Source organism: Promicromonospora sukumoe 327MFSha3.1 (assembly GCF_000385135.1).
Taxonomy (GTDB): domain Bacteria; phylum Actinomycetota; class Actinomycetes; order Actinomycetales; family Cellulomonadaceae; genus Promicromonospora; species Promicromonospora sukumoe_B.
Map to the genome: position 1 here is coordinate 28,487 of NZ_ARQM01000014.1, position 16,029 is coordinate 44,515.

The window sequence follows — 16,029 nt, forward strand, 5'->3', positions numbered from 1 at the left end:
CCACCACGTGACCGTGACCTTGCGGTATGCCGCGCGCTCCGACGTCGGCCTCGTCCGCTCCAACAACCAGGACTCCGCGTACGCGGGGCCCAACCTCCTCGTCGTGGCCGACGGCATGGGCGGGCACGCCGGCGGCGACGTCGCGTCCGCGCTGACCATCGCGGCCCTCGTGGGCCTGGACCGGCCCGACCACAGCTCCGAGCAGTCGATGTCCGAGCTCGAGCGCACGATCGACCGTGCCCGGCAGGATCTCGTCGACGCCACGACGGCCGACCCCGACCTGGCCGGCATGGGCACCACGGTCACGGCGCTGCTCAAGTCCGGCAACACGCTCGCGATGGCCCACCTGGGCGACTCGCGCGCGTACCTGCTGCGCGACGGCACCCTGGCGCAGGTCACGGTGGACCACACCTTCGTGCAGCATCTGGTCGACACCGGCCGCATCACCCCGGACGAGGCCGAGAGCCACCCGCAGCGCAACGTCGTCATGCGGGTCCTCGGCGACTTCGACCTGGACCTCACGCCCGACCTCTCGATCCGCGAGGCAGTGCCCGGCGACCGCTGGATGCTGTGCTCCGACGGCTTGTCCGGCTTCGTGCCGGACGACGAGGTCGCCGAGGTCCTCAACACCGTTCCCGAGCCCTACGACGCCGTCGAGCGTCTGGTCTCGATGGCCATGCGCGCGGGCAGCACCGACAACATCACCGTCGTCGTCGCGGACGTGCTGGACGACGCCGCCGCGGCCGGCACCGCCGCCACGGTCACCCCGGAGATCGTCGGCTCGGCCGCCCTCGCGGGCGTGACCGCCGCGGGTGGCGGCACGCCGTCCGCGAGCGCCGCGCCGCACTCCGAGATCGACGGCGACACCGTGACCGGCTTCAGCCGGGGCCAGGCGGCGCCCGGCGGACAGCCCGCTCCGGCGCCCGTGGCGGTGGGCGTGCTGACCGATCCCACGGCCCCGGAGAACCTCGCGGACACGCTCGAGCAGGCCATGATCGCGGGCGGCTCCGACGAGGAGCAGTACCAGCCCGACATCAAGCCGGACGACGACGAGACCGAGGAGTCCGGCGAGGAGACGCCGGTGCGCAAGAAGCGCGCCTGGCTGACGGTGCTGAGCGTGCTGCTGCTGGTGGCCGGCCTGGGCCTGGCCGGCTGGGGCGGCTACCGCTGGACCCAGACGCAGTACTACGTGGGTGAGTCCGACGGCCAGGTCGCGGTGTTCCGCGGCATCCCGGCCACGGCGGGCCCCCTGACCTTCTCCACCGCGGTCGAGCTCACGGGCACCCGCGTCGACGAGCTGCCCGCGTTCGTCGGCGACCGCGTGAACGAGACGATCCGGGCCAACTCCCTCGAGGACGCCCGCGGCCGCGCCGGGCGGCTGATCTCCGAGGCCACCGAGGAGACGGAGCCGTCGGCCTCGCCGACGCCGTCCTCCACGCCGACGCCGACCACGAGCGAGGAGCCGGCCGCCGGCTCGTCGCCCAAGTCCACGCCGTCCGCCTCGACCAAGAGCAGCGGGGGCAACGGATGAGCATCCTCCAGCCCGAGGAGAAGGCCCCGGCCCGTGTGGCGGAGGCGGTGCTGCTCCTCGTCGCGCTCGCGCTCGGCATGGGCGGCATGTGGATGGTGGGCTACTCGCTCGAGGACGGCCTGCCCGAGGGCTTCTGGACGTACTCGATCGTGCTGGCCGCGCTGGCCTTCACCATCCACATCGTGCTGCGCCTGCGTGCGCCGTACGCCGACCAGGTGATCCTGCCCGCGGTGGTGCTGCTCAACAGCGTCAGCATGGCGATGATCCTGCGGCAGGACCTGGACGGCATCAACGGCGCGAACGCGTCCCGGCACCTGATGTGGACGTCGCTGGGCATCGTCGTGGCGGTGGTCGTCCTCTTCGTGATCCGCGACCACCGGAGCCTGCGTCGCCTGACCTACACGGCGATGGTCGTGGGCATCGTGCTGGTGGTCCTGCCCCTGATCCCGGGGCTGGGCCGCGAGATCAACGGCGCGCGGATCTGGATCTACGTCGGCAGCTTCTCGCTGCAGCCCGCCGAGTTCGCCAAGATCGCGTTCGCCGTGTTCTTCGCGGGCTACCTGGTCGCGAACCGCGACACGCTGGCCCTGGCCGGCAGGAAGTTCCTGGGCCTGCAGCTCCCGCGCCTGCGCGACCTCGGCCCGATCCTCATCGTGTGGGCGGTGTCGCTGGCGGTCCTCATCGGCGAGAAGGACCTCGGTACCTCGCTGCTGTTCTTCGGCCTGTTCGTCGGCATGCTCTACCTCGCCACGGACCGCGTGGGCTGGATCGTCATCGGCCTCGTGATGTTCGCCGGCGGCGCCGTCGTGGCCTGGTCGATCTTCAGCCACGTGCAGCTCCGCGTGAACATCTGGCTGGACGCTCTCAACCCCGACCTCATCACAGGGCCGTCGTTCCAGCTCGTCCAGGGCCTGTTCGCCATGGCCTACGGCGGCATGTTCGGCGCAGGCTGGGGCGGCGGTTACCCCGAGTACGTGCCGTTCGCCTTCTCCGACTTCATCTACGCCTCGCTGGGCGAGGAGCTCGGCCTCACCGGCCTGCTCGCGATCCTGCTGATCTACCTGGTGATCGTGCAGCGCGGCCTGCGCCACGCGGTGGGCGTCCGGGACGGCTTCGGCAAGCTGCTCGCCGGCGGCCTCGCGTTCGTGATGGCCCTGCAGCTCTTCGTCGTGGTCGGCGGCATCACCCGCCTCATCCCGCTCACCGGCCTGACCCTGCCGTTCATGGCGCAGGGTGGTTCCTCCCTGCTCGCGAACTGGATCGTCATCGCCCTCATGCTGCGCATCTCAGACGCCGCCCGCCGCCCCTCGGCCCTGCCCACCCGCGGCGCCCTGGCCGAGCCGGTGCCTGCCGCCGTCGCCAACGGTGGTGCCATCGAGGTCGGTGGCCCCGGCGCGGGACCGGTGCAGGCCGGGACCGAGGCCGGCGCAGGCCGCAACGCGACGCCCGACGACGCGACCCAGATCGTCCGGGGGGTAGACCTGTGAACGCGACCCTGCGCCGCCTGTCGACCGTCGTCATGGTGATGTTCCTGGCCCTGATGGTGTCGACCACCTGGATCCAGTTCGTCGCGGCGGACAGCCTGAACGACCACCCGCGCAACGTGCGCGGCACCTACAGCGCGCTCTCGCGGGACCGCGGCCCCATCGTGGTGAAGGGTGGCGAGGCGATCGCCACCTCCGTGCCCGTGGAGGACAACTACAAGTACCAGCGCACGTACTCCGACGGTGACGCCGGCGCCGCGGCGATCTACGCCCCGCTCACCGGCTACTACTCCGTGGTCGGCACGATCAGCGGCATGGAGCGGTACGCGAACAGCTACCTCGCGGGCGAGGACGACTCCCTGTGGCTCGACCGCCTGCAGAACCTCATCACGGGTGAGGAGGCGCAGGGGTCCTCGGTGGAGCTGACCATCGACCCCAAGGTGCAGAAGGCCGCCTGGGACGCCCTGGGCGACTACACCGGTGCCGCGGTCGCGATCGACCCGAAGACGGGCGCCATCCTCGCGATGGTGTCCAAGCCGTCGTACGACCCGAACCCGCTCGCGTCGCACGACTCGGAGGCAGCCCGGGTCGCCGCGGAGGAGGTCATCAACGACAAGCCGCGGGTCAACTCGGTCGGCGGCGAGGAGCGGTTCAGCCCCTACGGGCCCACCATCAACCGCACGATCAACGCCACCTTCCCGCCCGGCTCCACGTTCAAGCTGCTCACCGCGGCCGCGGCCATCGAGTACGACGGAAAGACCCCGGACACGGAGATCCCGGCGCCGAACACCTATACCCTGCCGGGCACCTCCACGGACGTCGCGAACTTCGGCGGCATCCCGTGCGCAGGCTCGCAGCAGATGACGCTTCTCGAAGCGCTGGAGATCTCCTGCAACACCGCGTTCCTGAACCTGGCCGACGAGGTCGGCAAGGACGGCATGCAGCGGATGTTCCAGGACTTCGGCTTCACCGACTCGATCGAGGTCCCGATGACCACCTCGGTCGGCGCCTACCCCGGTCTGATCGGCGGCGAGAACGACGACGACTCGGACGCGCGCATCGCACTGTCCGGTATCGGCCAGGGCAGCGTGCGCATGACGCCGCTCCAGGTCGCCATGATCTCGGCGGCCATCGCGAACGACGGCGACCTCATGGAGCCGTACCTCATCCAGAGCGTGCGGGACAGCGATCTCGAGCTCGTGAGCCAGACCAAGCCGAGTCGCTACAAGAGCCCGTTCTCGTCGTCGACGGCCGATGGCCTGACCAAGATGATGGAGGCCGTGGTCAACAGCGGCTCGGGCAAGGGAGCGCAGATCCCGGGCGTCGCGGTGGCCGGCAAGACCGGTACGGCGCAGGACGAGCCGCGGTCGCCGTCGCTGTGGTTCACCTCGTTCGCCCCGGCCGACGACCCGCAGGTCGCGGTGGCGGTGGTCCTGGAGAACGAGGGCCAGTCCACCAACGAGACCACCGGTGGCGCCCTCGCCAGCCCGATCGCCAAGCAGATCATGCAGGCGGCGATCTCGAAATGAGACCGGTCGAGGGTCTGTCGCTGGGCGATCGCTACAAGCTGGTACGGCGCATCGCCATGGGCGGCATGGGCGAGGTCTGGGTAGCGCGCGACGAGAAGCTCGCGCGCGAGATCGCCGTGAAGGTGCTCCGCGAGGAGTACACGGGCAACGAGGACTTCCTCCGTCGCCTGCGCACGGAGGCCCGGAACTCGTCGACCCTCGTGCACCCGAACATCGCGCAGATGTTCGACTACGGCGAGGAGAACGGAGCCGGCTACCTCGTCATGGAGCTGGTCCTGGGTGAGCCCCTCGCCGACCTGCTCGAGCGGGAGCCGGTGCTCCAGCCCGCCCGCCTGCTGCCGATCCTGGCGCAGACCGCTCGCGGCCTGCACGCCGCGCACCTCGCCGGCGTGGTGCACCGTGACGTGAAGCCCGGCAACATCCTGCTGGAGCACTCCGGCACGGTGAAGATCACCGACTTCGGCGTCTCCGTGGCGCAGAACCAGGTGCCCATGACGGCCACCGGCATGGTCATGGGCACGGCGCAGTACCTGTCGCCCGAGCAGGCCGTGGGCCAGTCGGCCACGGGCGCCTCGGACATCTACGCGCTCGGCGTGGTCGCGTACGAGGCGACCGCCGGTCGCCGACCCTTCACCGGCCGGACGCCCGTCGACATCGCGATCGCGCACGTCAACGCGCCGATGCCGCTGCTGCCTACCTCGGTGCACCCCGGTCTCGCCGAGACCATCACGCAGATGCTGGAGAAGGACCCGGCCCAGCGCATCGCCTCGGCCGACCAGCTCGCGCGGCACCTCGACGTGCTCGCCGCGGAGATCGCCGAGGACCCGTTCGGCAGCTCGCGCTACGCGCGCCGCACCCGCCGGGACAGCCAGAGCTCCGGCGGGCAGCGCTCCAACAACGGCCGGTCCTCCGCGCCGCAGCCCGGCCCCTCGCACGCCCGCGGCCGCCAGACACCCTTCGGCCCGACCAGCGGCGGTCGGCACACGACCGTGGCCAACGCCCAGTCCGCGCCGCCCCAGCCAGCTCCCGGTCCGGCCGCGCCGCCCAGCACCTACAGCCCGGGCACTCCGGCCGGTGGCTACGGCTCGGGCACGCAGTCGGGCGGCTACGGCACGGGCACCCCGGCCGGTGGCTACGGCTCCGGCCCCTTCGGCTCGGGCTCCTACGGCTCGGACTCGGCCGGGTACGGCACGACGTCCGGCGCGTACGGGACCGACGCGTACGGCCGCCCCTACGCGCCAGGTCAGGACGGCACCGCTGCCGCCGGCGGTCCCGGTTCGGGGGCGTACGGCACGGACTCCGCCGGCTACGGCTCGGACTCCGCGGGCTACGGCACCACGTCGGGCTCCTACGGGTCGGACGCCTACGGCCGTCCGACAACGCCCGGCTACGTTCCGCCGCCGGCGGCCGGGAACGGGACCGCGCGCTCCTATCCGTCGCGGCGCGACCTGCACTCGACACGCCAGGACGGGCGAAGGGTCCCCCAGCAGGGACGCTCGGGAGGGCACCCTGGTAAGGGACGGCGCAGCCTGTCGTCCGACATCCAGGGCTTTCTCAACGGGATCGAGGATCGTCTGGGGATGCGCGTGTCCTGGCCGCTGGTCGCACTCGTCGCGCTGCTGCTCGTGGTCCTCGTCATCATGCTGGTCACCGGGGGCGGCAACGACGGCGCTCTGGGGGAGCCGTGGGGTTCCTCCGAAATCTACGCTGAAACGCTGAATCCCCCGGCAGCGGCCGGACTGGCCGCTTCTGGGATGATGCTCCTCAACGAGTCGTATGCCCTGAGGCCGACGGCCATGACATCAAAGGACCTATGAGTGGTGGAGAACACGCCCCGCGTACTCGCCGGCCGTTATGAGGTCGGCGAGCTCGTCGGCCGTGGCGGCATGGCCGAGGTGCACATCGGCCACGACACCCGCCTCGGTCGTACCGTCGCGATCAAGGTGCTCCGTTCCGACCTGGCACGCGACCCGTCGTTCCTCACGCGCTTCCGGCGTGAGGCGCAGTCGGCTGCCGCGCTGAACCACCCCGCCGTCGTCGCCGTGTACGACACCGGCGAGGACATCCACCAGAACGCCGCCGGCGAGGACGTGCACGTGCCGTTCATCGTCATGGAGTACGTCGAGGGACACACCGTCCGCGACATCCTGACGGACGGCGCCGCGGTGCCGATCGAGGAGGCCGTCGAGATCACGGTCGGCGTGCTGAGCGCGCTGGAGTACTCGCACCACGCGGGCATCGTGCACCGCGACATCAAGCCCGCGAACGTGATGATCACGCCCACGGGCGCGGTCAAGGTGATGGACTTCGGCATCGCCCGGGCCATGGCCGACTCCGCCGCGACCATGACGCAGACGCACGCCGTGATCGGCACCGCCCAGTACCTCTCGCCCGAGCAGGCCCGCGGCGAGCAGGTGGACACCCGGTCCGACCTGTACTCGACCGGTTGCATGCTGTTCGAGCTGCTCACGGGGCGCCCGCCGTTCCAGGGCGACTCGCCGGTCGCCGTCGCCTACCAGCACGTGGGCCAGGAGCCGCAGCGCCCGTCGGAGGTCGCCACCGACGTCCCCGAGGTGCTCGACCGCATCACCCTCAAGGCCCTCACCAAGGACCGCGACCACCGGTACAGCACGGCGGCGGAGTTCCGCCGCGACCTGGAGGCCGCGATGCGCGGCGGCCAGGTCACCGCGCCCATGGTCGGCGCCGCGATGATGGGCGCCACCCAGGTCGGGGGCCAGCCCGCCTACGGGGCCACGCAGGTCATGACGCCCGGCCAGGGCAACTGGGGTCAGACGACGGCGCAGCAGAGCCCCGTCACGCCGGGCAACGGCTACCCGGGCCCGCAGACCCGCGGCGGCCAGCGCGAGCCCGAGAAGAAGAGCAAGGCCCTGATGTGGTGGCTGCTCGGGATCGCCCTGGCGGCGGTTGCGGCCATCGTCATCGCCATGGTCATCAACGGCGACGGCGAGAAGGAGCCGACGACGGTCGCCGTGCCCAGCATCGCGGAGGGCATCACCGCGGACGAGGCGAAGGCACAGATCGAGGCCGCCGGCCTGACGTTCCAGCAGGCCATCGACAAGGACTCCGACCTCGACGAGGGCATGACCACCGGCACGACCGAACCGGGCGTGGGCACGGAGGTCGAGCCCGACTCGACCGTCACCGTGTACGTCGCGGGCGCCCCAGGGCAGATCAACATGCCCGCGCTGAAGAACCTGTCAGAGGCCGACGCCAGGGCCAAGCTCGAGGAGCTGAACCTCTCGGTCAGCGGCACCGAGACGGAGAACAGCGCGGACGTCGGCAAGGGCCAGGTCACGAAGAGCGAGCCCAGCGCGGGTCAGACCGTGCAGGAGGGGTCGGACGTCGTCCTGTACCTCTCGACCGGCCAGGTCACCGTTCCGGACCTCACGGGCCAGTCGCGTGAGGCCGCCGAGCAGCAGCTCAAGGCCATCGGCCTGAGCTACGAGTTCAAGGAGGAGCCGAGCGAGGACGTCTCCGAGGGACTGGTGGTGCGTACCGACCCCAAGGGTGACGTCGACCAGAGGTCCTTCGTCACCGTCTTCCTCGCCAGCGCTCCGGAGCCCAAGGAGACCACGGTGCCGGCGGACCTCCTGGGCAAGACGCTCGAGGAAGCCCAGGTCGCGTGCACCGGCGTGCAGATCACCTGCGACAAGGCGTCCGAGGAACCGTCGGACGTCTTCCCGGCGGGCCAGGTCATCCGCTCCGACCCGAACCCCGGCTCCACCGTGGACATCGGCGCGTACATCAACCTCGTGATCTCGACCGGTCCGGAGGGCGGCGGTCCCCCCGAGGGCGACGGCGAGGACATCATCCCGTAAGGCACGAGGCCCTGACCGGACTCCCGGTCAGGGCCGCAGCACTACCTGACGTCGCAGGTCACGAGGTGACCAGCGGCGCCATTCCCTGTGCCCGCTCGACGGCGCCGTCGAGCCCGCACATCTCGAGCCAGTTCGCCAGCAGCCGGTGACCGCCCTCGGTCAGCACCGACTCGGGGTGGAACTGGACGCCGTGCAGCGGCAGCTCACGGTGCTGGAGGCCCATGACGATGCCCGAGTCCGTGGTGCCGGTGACCTCCAGCTCGGCGGGGACGCTGTCCGGTGTCACCGCCAGCGAGTGGTAGCGCGTCGCGGTGAACGGCGTGGGCAGCCCGGCGAGCACGCTCGGCTGCGCCAGGTCGCCGTCCGCCGCGAACACCTGGCTCGTCTTGCCGTGCATGAGCTCGGGCGCGTGCGTGACCTTGCCGCCGAACACCTCGGCCAGCGCCTGGTGGCCGAGGCACACGCCGAGCATCGGGGTGCGGGACCGGGCGCACGCGCGGATCACGTCCTCGGAGGCCCCGGCCTCCGCCGGCGTCCCCGGCCCGGGGGAGACGAGCACGCCGTCATAGGGCACGGGCGCGCCGTCGTCGCCGTCGAACCAGTAGCGGCCGTCGGCGTCGGGCGAGGGTACGGCGTCGTTCCGGACCACCACGGTCCGGGCGCCGATCTGGTCGAGGTAGCCGACGATCGTGTAGACGAACGAGTCGTAGTTGTCGACGACGAGGATGCGCGTCATGGCCACATGCTACGGCCCGGACCGCTACTCGCCCACGGTCGTGTCGTTGAACGGCATGTAGTCGCTCAGCCACGGGAAGAACTGGGTGAAGCACACCGCGATCACCCCGAACGCCAGCACGAGGCAGACCAGGAACTTGAACCAACCGGGGCCGGGGATGGCCCGCCACAGCAGCCCGTACATCAGCTGATCAGCTCCTTCGGCTTGCCCTCGCCCACGGGGGACCAGTACTCGAGCTCACCGTGCACGATGTACCGCTCGGTCGCGGAGAACATCGGGTGGCACGAGGTCAGGGTGATGAACCGCTTGGTCAGCTCGGGCATCGGCTCGTCCTTGGTGACACCCGGGACCGGCGCGATGACCTCGACGTTCTGCGGGTAGACGATCTTCGACTCGGTGACCTTGTACACGTACCAGGTGTCCTCGGTGCGGACCACCAGGGCGTCGCCGTTCTTCAGCTCCGCGATCTGGTTGAACGGCTTGCCGTACGTGGTGCGGTGCGCGGCGAGCGCGAAGTTGCCCAGGTCGCCCGGCATCGCCGTGTCCACGTAGTGCCCGATGCCGATGGTGTCGAGCACCGTGGCCTTGTCCGTGCCCTCCGCGACGGGCTTGACGTAGTCGTCGCCGAACCGCGGGATGTACATCTGCGCGAACAGCGTGCCGGCCTCCGGCGGCTCCTCCATCACCGGCGGCGGCCCGTGGTTCTCCACGGCGGTCTCGGGGCCGGTCGGAGCGGCCTCCCAGTCCATGCCGGCGATGATCTCGCTCTGGGCGCGTGCGCCCTCGACGTCGGTCCACCAGAGCTGCCACACCACGAACAGCCCGAGCACCAGCCCCGCCGTCACGAGGAGCTCGCCCATCACGCCGATGAGCCAGGCGACGGGCCGCATGGGGCCGCCCGACGACTGCGGGCGGCGCGCGTTGCGGGGGCCCATCCCGGACGGACCGCGCTGGTACGCGATGGGGAACACCTCCTGGGGCAGGGGCACGTTGTGACCGGCCTGCGCGTGGGTCATCCAAAGACCTCCGTACCATCGGGAACCGTCGCGTACTGCAGACCGCCGCCGTCGTACGCGGGGAGGTCCAGGTGGTCGCTACGCCGCACGTCCCACCCCAGGTGTACCCAGTCCACGTACTCGAGGTACGTCTGCACACCCTCGGATCGGTCGAGCGACGCCTCCATCTTCGCCGGGTCTCCCACAGCCGTCACCTTGTACGGTGGTGAGAAGACCTTTCCGTGCAGCAGCAGGATGTTTCCCGAGCATCGGAACGCCGACGTCGACGTCACGCGCTCGCCCTGGAGGGTCATCGCCTCGGCGCCACCGCTCCACAGCGCGTTGATCACGTGCTGGAGGTCCTGCTGGTGCACGACGAGGTCGTCCGGCTGCGGCTCCACGCCGCCCGGGCCCGCACCGACGGACGTGGACGGGGCGTCGTCGAGGGTCACGGTCAGGCCGGCACCCTGCACCGGCTCGGTCCCGGAGACCACGCCCTCGCGCCACCTCAGGTCGTCGTCCAGCGTCGGCACGGTCGTGCCGGCGCGAGCGCTCAGCGTCTCGATCTCGCGGTCGAGCACGGCGCTGCGGTCGGTGAGGTCCTGGACCCGGCTCGTCTCGGTGTCCACGAGCTGCGCCAGGTCCTGCGGGTCACGGTTACCCGCGCCGCCGCCGTCGGCCAGGCGGGCGCTGGCGCTGAACATGAGGCCGGCCAGCACGGCGACGGCGCCCACGCTCAGCCAGGACCGCCAGCGCGCGTGGGTGAGTGCACCAAGGAAGCCTCCGGCGCCGCCCTCGGACGACGGCGCGGGCGACGGCTCTGGTCCGGTCACACGCGTCCCTCCTGCAACATTCGACAAACCCGCGGACACGTCTGGTCACGACTCGGGCTGTGGACCACTACGCTAGTCCACGAGCAAGCAGACGTCGGCTCGGCACACCCGTCGGGCAGACCCCCCAGGACAGGAGCCCGCCTCGTGCCCGAGTCGAAGTCCCGCAACAAGAAGAAGGCCACGCCCAAGGCCGCCAAGGCCGAGGCCAAGGTCGCGCTGCCCGGCGAGGCGGTCAACCCGCGTTGGCTCGCCCCCGTCATGGTCGGCCTCATGGTCCTCGGTCTCGCGTGGATCGTGACGTACTACCTGACGAGCGCCGACCTCGCGCTGCCGATCCCGCCGATCGGCCAGTGGAACCTTGCGGTCGGCTTCGGCCTGATCATCGTGGGTTTCGGGCTCACCACGCGCTGGCGCTGAACACAGCGGCTCCGCGGCCGCACAGAGGCGGCCGCGGAGCTGTGTACCCATTTATCCACAGCTGTGGGTAAAGCTGGGGAAAAGAGAGCGGCGATACACCGCCAGCTGCTCCGTCCGCCTGTTCACAGGACGCCGACGGAGCTGTAGCGCCACACCGCGAGACCGATCAGAACCGCGATCCCGGCCACCGGGACCAGCCAGGCGACGAGCTCGCGACGCTCCTTGGGCGCGTACGCGTACGCCGTCGCCACCAGCGCACCGGTGACGAGACCGCCGAGGTGCGCCTGCCAGGAGATGTTCGGCACCCAGAACCCGATGGCACCGTTGATCGCGAGCAGCACGAGCACCTGTCCCATGCTGCGGCCGAGCCTGCGCATGACCGGGAGCATGGCCCCGAACAGGCCGAACACCATGCCGGACGCGCCCACGACGGGCGTGACCCAGGCATCCGACGTGAACGGGTCGCCCGCCAGGAGCAGCACGCCGACCGAGCCGCCCACGGCGGACAGCAGGCACAGGACCGCGAACCGCACCCGGCCGAGCAGCGGCTCGAGGAACTGGCCCGTTATCCACAGGGCGTACATGTTGAACAGGATGTGCAGCGGCGACGTGGAGTGCAGGAACGACGCCGTGAGGAAGCGCCACGGCTCGACCGCGCCGCCCCACGGCCAGAACCACAGGGCATGCGTCCACGCACCTCCCGTCACCAGCTGCAGCACCCAGCTCACCACGCAGATGCCGATGATCGTGAGCGTCACGACCGGCCGGCCGTTGGCCGTGGCGGTGGCCGTGCCACCGAAGACCGTCCGGATGCGCGGCGCGGCGCGCTTCGCCTCGCGGACGCAGTCGACGCACTGGATGCCGACCGCGGCCGGCCGTTGGCATTCCGGGCACGCCGGCCGACCGCAGCGCTGGCAGCGCACGTAGGCCACCCGGTCCGGGTGTCGCGGGCAGACGGGAGCCTCGGCCTCGGTCGGCTCCTCGGCGGCCGGGTCGTTCATCGCGATACGTCCTCAGTCCCCTCGGTCCTCGTGCTCAGGTCGTACGTGTCCGGTCCGACGGCGCCGGCGCGCCCCCGTGGCTCAGGGCTCGATGGTGACGGACTCGATCGTGATGTCGTCGACGGGGCGGTCGCCGGGACGCGTGCGCGTCTTGCCGACCTGGTCGACGACGGCACGGGACTCGTCGTCCGCGACCTTGCCGAAGATCGTGTGCTTGCCGTTCAGCCACGGGGTCTCCGCGGTGGTGAGGAAGAACTGGGAGCCGTTGGTGCCCTCGATCTCGCCGGTGACCGGGTTCCGGCGCTTGCCGGCGTTGGCCATCGCGAGGATGTACTTCTCGTTGAACTGGAGCTCCGGGTGGATCTCGTCGTTGAACGTGTACCCCGGGCCGCCGGTTCCCGTCCCGAGCGGGCAGCCGCCCTGGATCATGAAGTCGTCGATGACGCGGTGGAAGATCAGGCCGTCGTAGAACGGGTCCTTGCGCTCCTCGCCCGTCCGCGGGTCCGTCCAGGCCTTCTCACCCGTCGCGAGGCCGACGAAGTTCTCGACAGTCTTGGGCGCGTGGTTCGGGAAGAGCTCGATGCGGATGTCACCGGAGGTGGTGTGCAGGATTGCGAACATGTATCAATCCTCCCACGGAGCGACCCGCAGGTGCTGCAGCGGCGCCGCCTTACCTCGCCAGTAACGTCAGGCGATGGCAGAGTGGCACCTTGAGGAGTATTGAACAGTTCGGGGGGAGTTACATGACCCGCAAGAAGGTGACCGACTACGTGGACACGAGCAAGATCGACACCGAGAAGGTCAAGGAGAAGGCCGCGGAGGCCACAGCTCTGCTTTCCGACGTCAGCTCCAAGGCCGCGACACAGGCCGGGTCGTTCGCGGCCCAGGCCAAGGACCGGGCCTCGAACGCGAAGGACTGGGCCCAGCCCCGCGTGCACGACTTCATCGCGTGGCTGACACCACGCGCGGAGAAGGCCTGGCAGGACAGCGTCCAGGCAGCCGCGCCCCAGGTCGAGAAGGCGGCCGGCAAGGCCGCGCCGCTCATCGACTCCGCACACGACAAGCTCGTGGACGACCTGCTCCCGAAGATGGTCTCCGCGTTCAACGCCGCAGCGGACAACGCCGCGGCGGCACAGGGCAAGGCCTCGCTCGCCGCGACCGTCACGGACGCGGCGGACAAGGCGAGCAAGAAGTCCCGGAAGGGCTGGCTCATCGCGCTGGCCGCAGGCGGCGCGGCCGTCGCGGGCTACGTGTTCTGGAAGCGCGCGCAGCCGCAGACCGACCCGTGGGCCGAGCCCTGGGAGCAGAGCTCGGGAGCGGACTACTCCGACGGCGCCGCCAAGCACTCCTCCGGCGCCGGTTCCGCCGTGGCCAAGGGCCGCGAGGCCGGGGCCAAGGCCGCACAGACGGCCAAGGACCTCGGCGCCCGGGCCTACTCGGCCGCGAGCCCCGCGTTCGAGGCGGCGAAGGAGAAGGCCGGCCCGGTGCTCGAGAAGGCCGCACCGGTGCTCGACGCCGCCAAGGAGAAGGCCGCACCCGTGCTCGACGCGGCACGGTCGACGGCGCAGAAGGCCAGCAGTGCGGTGTCCGACGCCGCGCAGAAGGCCGGCATCAGCAGCTCCGACAGCGCCGCCGACGCATCGTCGGCGACCCCGGAGCCGGAGGACGCCGCGCCGACCCCGCCGGTCGTGGACGAGCCGGTCGTGGACAAGGTTCCGCCGGGCGAGAGCAAGCAGGGCAGCTGACCTCCGGTCGCTGTCCGAACTCCAGGAGGGCCCGGCCGACTCGGCCGGGCCCTCCTGTCGTGCGCGTACCTCTCGTGCCCGGCGTCAGCCGCCGATCGGGCTGGCGGCACCCGCGAACGGGTCGAGCTGGATGAAAGCCTCGGTCGGGTCGCCGTCGTGCACCAGCGACTCCTGCGCCACCACGTCGTCGAACGCGAACGCGTACGCCTTGCCGTCCGCCATCTGCTCGTGGATGAACTTCGCGTAGTAGTTCGTCACCGAGTCCTGGTAGAAACCGGCCGGGTCCTGGGTCGGCTGCGTGCTGCTGTCGAGCAGCGAGGACCGGTTGAATCCGGCGCAGAGCGTGCGCGCGATGGCGCCGATGTCGTTGTTCGGAGCCGCGAGGTCGCCCGCGCACCCGAAGATCGACTCGCCCGACGGCTTCGGAAACGTCGTGACGACGGCGCCCGAGGTGTCGGTGAACGTCATGGTGTCGCCCGAGACGGTGCCGAGGAACTTCTTCTCGGGCTGGTCGCCGTAGGGCACGACCGTCAGGGTCTCGCTCGAGTACTTGCTCCACACCCGGTCGACGTAGTCCGACAGGACGTTCGCGTCGACCTGGCCCGTGCCGACACCGTGGCCGGGGGAGAGCACCCGCAGGACGGACCCGTCGGGGCCGGTCTGCGCGAGGCCGTCCCAGCCGTCCTGCTGTGCGAGCGAGGAGACCACGTTGTCCCAGCCGTCGGGCTTGAGCATGCCGGTGTGCATCAGCTCGCCGCTCGAGGAGCGCAGGCCCGTCTGGTACGGGGCAGAGAAGAAGTCGACCTGGGTGCTGTTGATCCACAGCCCCGAGTCGTTGAGCGTGTACTCCGTCCAGTTGAACAGGATGTCCCGGTTCGGGTCGCTCGGGTTCTGCACGGCCGGCTGCACGAGCTGGCCGTCGTTGACGATCTTGAAGTCGAGCTTGCTGCCGTACGAGAAGTAGACCCGTCCGGACAGCTTGGGCATCTGGATGGTGACGTCCTGGCCGTCCGCGGGCCCCGCGATGGACGCGTCGGGCGCCGCCTCGGGCACCCCGCCGACGTCGGGCCAGGCGTGGAACGTCCCCTCGGCGTCGGAGTAGCCGAGCTGGCCACCGGTCTCGCCCAGGACGTAGATGAACACCTGGTCGCTCCGGCCGGAGTCGTTGGTGATCGTGAGCGGGATGGTGTCGGGTACTGCGGTGGCTGTCGGCGTGGCGACCACGGCAGCCGCCAGGGCGGCGGTCACTGCGGCGGCGGTGCCGATGAGCTTCCTGGTCAGGGACACGCTGTCCTCCTCGGTTCACGAGGGGCCGAACAGTTTGGGTGGTGCTGCCCCTCGCTGCTCGACGATATGGAAGGGGTCCTGCCTTGTCAGTAGGCGGAGGCGGATTGGGGGTGAAAAATCGCGTGAACGGCCCGAACCTACGGGTATCCCACAAGCGAGACCTGCGTGTTTACCCCGACAGGCGGCTGCCGACCATGGGAACGCGGGTTGCTGGGAACACAAAATGACCGAAGCCCGGACGAATCCGGGCTTCGGTCATAGATGTGGAGCCAGGGGGACTCGAACCCCCAACCCCCTGCTTGCAAAGCAGGTGCGCTACCAATTGCGCCATGGCCCCGGTGGAGGACCGCTCAGTCGATCGAGTCGGTGACCTCGGACCAGAGATCGCGGCCTGCGGCGTCCTCACTCAGCTTGCGCCAGAGGATGTAGCCGGCGCCGGCCGCCAGCAGCAGTACGAGCAGCTTCTTCACGAGTTCCTCCTGGGGAGCCTCTGCAGGTCCTGGAGTGGGGCTAGGAGGACTTGAACCTCCGACCTCTTCCTTATCAGGGAAGCGCTCTAACCGTCTGAGCTATAGCCCCGAGAGCGTTGCGCACGCTCTTGGCGACACTGGAGATTACCCCAGGTAGGGACG

At 70.4% G+C, this 16,029-nt stretch carries 15 protein-coding genes and 2 tRNA genes; 7 read left to right on the forward strand and 10 right to left on the reverse strand.

What is annotated here, in order from left to right; translation table 11 throughout:
* Positions 1-7 precede the first annotated feature (7 nt).
* Genes H291_RS0122615 through pknB form a run of 5 tightly spaced genes read left to right on the forward strand, consistent with a single transcriptional unit; the run spans position 8 to position 8,383 of the window.
* Positions 8-1,531 (forward strand): PP2C family protein-serine/threonine phosphatase, encoded by a 1,524-nt coding sequence (locus H291_RS0122615; RefSeq protein WP_020017308.1) that lies wholly within the window; start codon positions 8-10, stop codon positions 1,529-1,531.
* Entirely contained in the window at positions 1,528-3,018 is a 1,491-nt protein-coding gene (locus tag H291_RS0122620; protein ID WP_020017309.1) for an FtsW/RodA/SpoVE family cell cycle protein, read from the forward strand. The genes H291_RS0122615 and H291_RS0122620 overlap by 4 nt, the downstream gene beginning before the upstream one ends.
* Positions 3,015-4,544 (forward strand): peptidoglycan D,D-transpeptidase FtsI family protein, encoded by a 1,530-nt coding sequence (locus H291_RS0122625; RefSeq protein WP_020017310.1) that lies wholly within the window; start codon positions 3,015-3,017, stop codon positions 4,542-4,544. Before H291_RS0122620 ends, H291_RS0122625 begins: the two co-directional genes overlap by 4 nt.
* A complete protein-coding gene (locus H291_RS34655; RefSeq protein ID WP_051109605.1) occupies positions 4,541-6,361 on the forward strand; it encodes a serine/threonine-protein kinase in 1,821 nt (606 codons plus the stop codon). Before H291_RS0122625 ends, H291_RS34655 begins: the two co-directional genes overlap by 4 nt.
* Positions 6,362-8,383 carry a Stk1 family PASTA domain-containing Ser/Thr kinase gene (gene pknB, locus H291_RS0122635; RefSeq protein WP_020017311.1) on the forward strand — a complete coding sequence of 674 codons (2,022 nt, stop codon included), beginning with the start codon at positions 6,362-6,364 and terminating at the stop codon, positions 8,381-8,383.
* 58 nt (positions 8,384-8,441) lie between these two features.
* On the opposite strand, the gene H291_RS0122640 is transcribed toward pknB, so the two are convergent.
* The 4 genes from H291_RS0122640 to H291_RS0122655 are packed head-to-tail and all read right to left on the reverse strand — an operon-like array spanning position 8,442 to position 10,947.
* Complete coding sequence (locus H291_RS0122640) at positions 8,442-9,119, reverse strand: anthranilate synthase component II (RefSeq protein WP_026366025.1); 678 nt, start codon at positions 9,117-9,119, stop codon at positions 8,442-8,444.
* A gap of 24 nt (positions 9,120-9,143) precedes the next feature.
* Positions 9,144-9,302, reverse strand: coding sequence for a hypothetical protein (locus tag H291_RS34305; RefSeq protein WP_020017313.1), 159 nt, complete (start codon positions 9,300-9,302; stop codon positions 9,144-9,146).
* Positions 9,302-10,135 carry a class E sortase gene (locus tag H291_RS0122650; protein WP_020017314.1) on the reverse strand — a complete coding sequence of 278 codons (834 nt, stop codon included), beginning with the start codon at positions 10,133-10,135 and terminating at the stop codon, positions 9,302-9,304. Before H291_RS0122650 ends, H291_RS34305 begins: the two co-directional genes overlap by 1 nt.
* Positions 10,132-10,947, reverse strand: coding sequence for a DUF881 domain-containing protein (locus tag H291_RS0122655; RefSeq protein WP_020017315.1), 816 nt, complete (start codon positions 10,945-10,947; stop codon positions 10,132-10,134). Before H291_RS0122655 ends, H291_RS0122650 begins: the two co-directional genes overlap by 4 nt.
* Positions 10,948-11,091: 144 nt before the next feature.
* On the opposite strand from H291_RS0122655, the gene H291_RS0122660 reads away from it, so the two are divergent.
* Positions 11,092-11,364, forward strand: coding sequence for a cell division protein CrgA (locus tag H291_RS0122660; RefSeq protein ID WP_020017316.1), 273 nt, complete (start codon positions 11,092-11,094; stop codon positions 11,362-11,364).
* A 122-nt stretch (positions 11,365-11,486) separates the two neighbouring features.
* Here the strand turns inward: H291_RS0122660 and H291_RS0122665 are convergent, their stop codons facing one another.
* Positions 11,487-12,365, reverse strand: a complete 879-nt coding sequence (locus tag H291_RS0122665) for a rhomboid family intramembrane serine protease (RefSeq protein WP_020017317.1) — start codon at positions 12,363-12,365, stop codon at positions 11,487-11,489.
* An 81-nt stretch (positions 12,366-12,446) separates the two neighbouring features.
* Positions 12,447-12,986 carry a peptidylprolyl isomerase gene (locus H291_RS0122670; RefSeq protein WP_020017318.1) on the reverse strand — a complete coding sequence of 180 codons (540 nt, stop codon included), beginning with the start codon at positions 12,984-12,986 and terminating at the stop codon, positions 12,447-12,449.
* Positions 12,987-13,108: 122 nt separating this feature from the next.
* On the opposite strand from H291_RS0122670, the gene H291_RS32880 reads away from it, so the two are divergent.
* Complete coding sequence (locus H291_RS32880; protein WP_020017319.1) at positions 13,109-14,110, forward strand: hypothetical protein; 1,002 nt, start codon at positions 13,109-13,111, stop codon at positions 14,108-14,110.
* Positions 14,111-14,194: 84 nt separating this feature from the next.
* Here the strand turns inward: H291_RS32880 and H291_RS0122680 are convergent, their stop codons facing one another.
* From H291_RS0122680 to H291_RS0122695, 4 genes are all read right to left on the reverse strand, one after another.
* Complete coding sequence (locus H291_RS0122680) at positions 14,195-15,397, reverse strand: beta-1,3-glucanase family protein (RefSeq protein WP_020017320.1); 1,203 nt, start codon at positions 15,395-15,397, stop codon at positions 14,195-14,197.
* Between the two features lie 264 nt (positions 15,398-15,661).
* Positions 15,662-15,734: transfer RNA gene (locus H291_RS0122685), tRNA-Ala, on the reverse strand.
* A 13-nt stretch (positions 15,735-15,747) separates the two neighbouring features.
* Positions 15,748-15,867 (reverse strand): DLW-39 family protein, encoded by a 120-nt coding sequence (locus tag H291_RS34660; protein ID WP_020017321.1) that lies wholly within the window; start codon positions 15,865-15,867, stop codon positions 15,748-15,750.
* 35 nt (positions 15,868-15,902) lie between these two features.
* Positions 15,903-15,976: transfer RNA gene (locus H291_RS0122695), tRNA-Ile, on the reverse strand.
* Positions 15,977-16,029 lie beyond the last annotated feature (53 nt).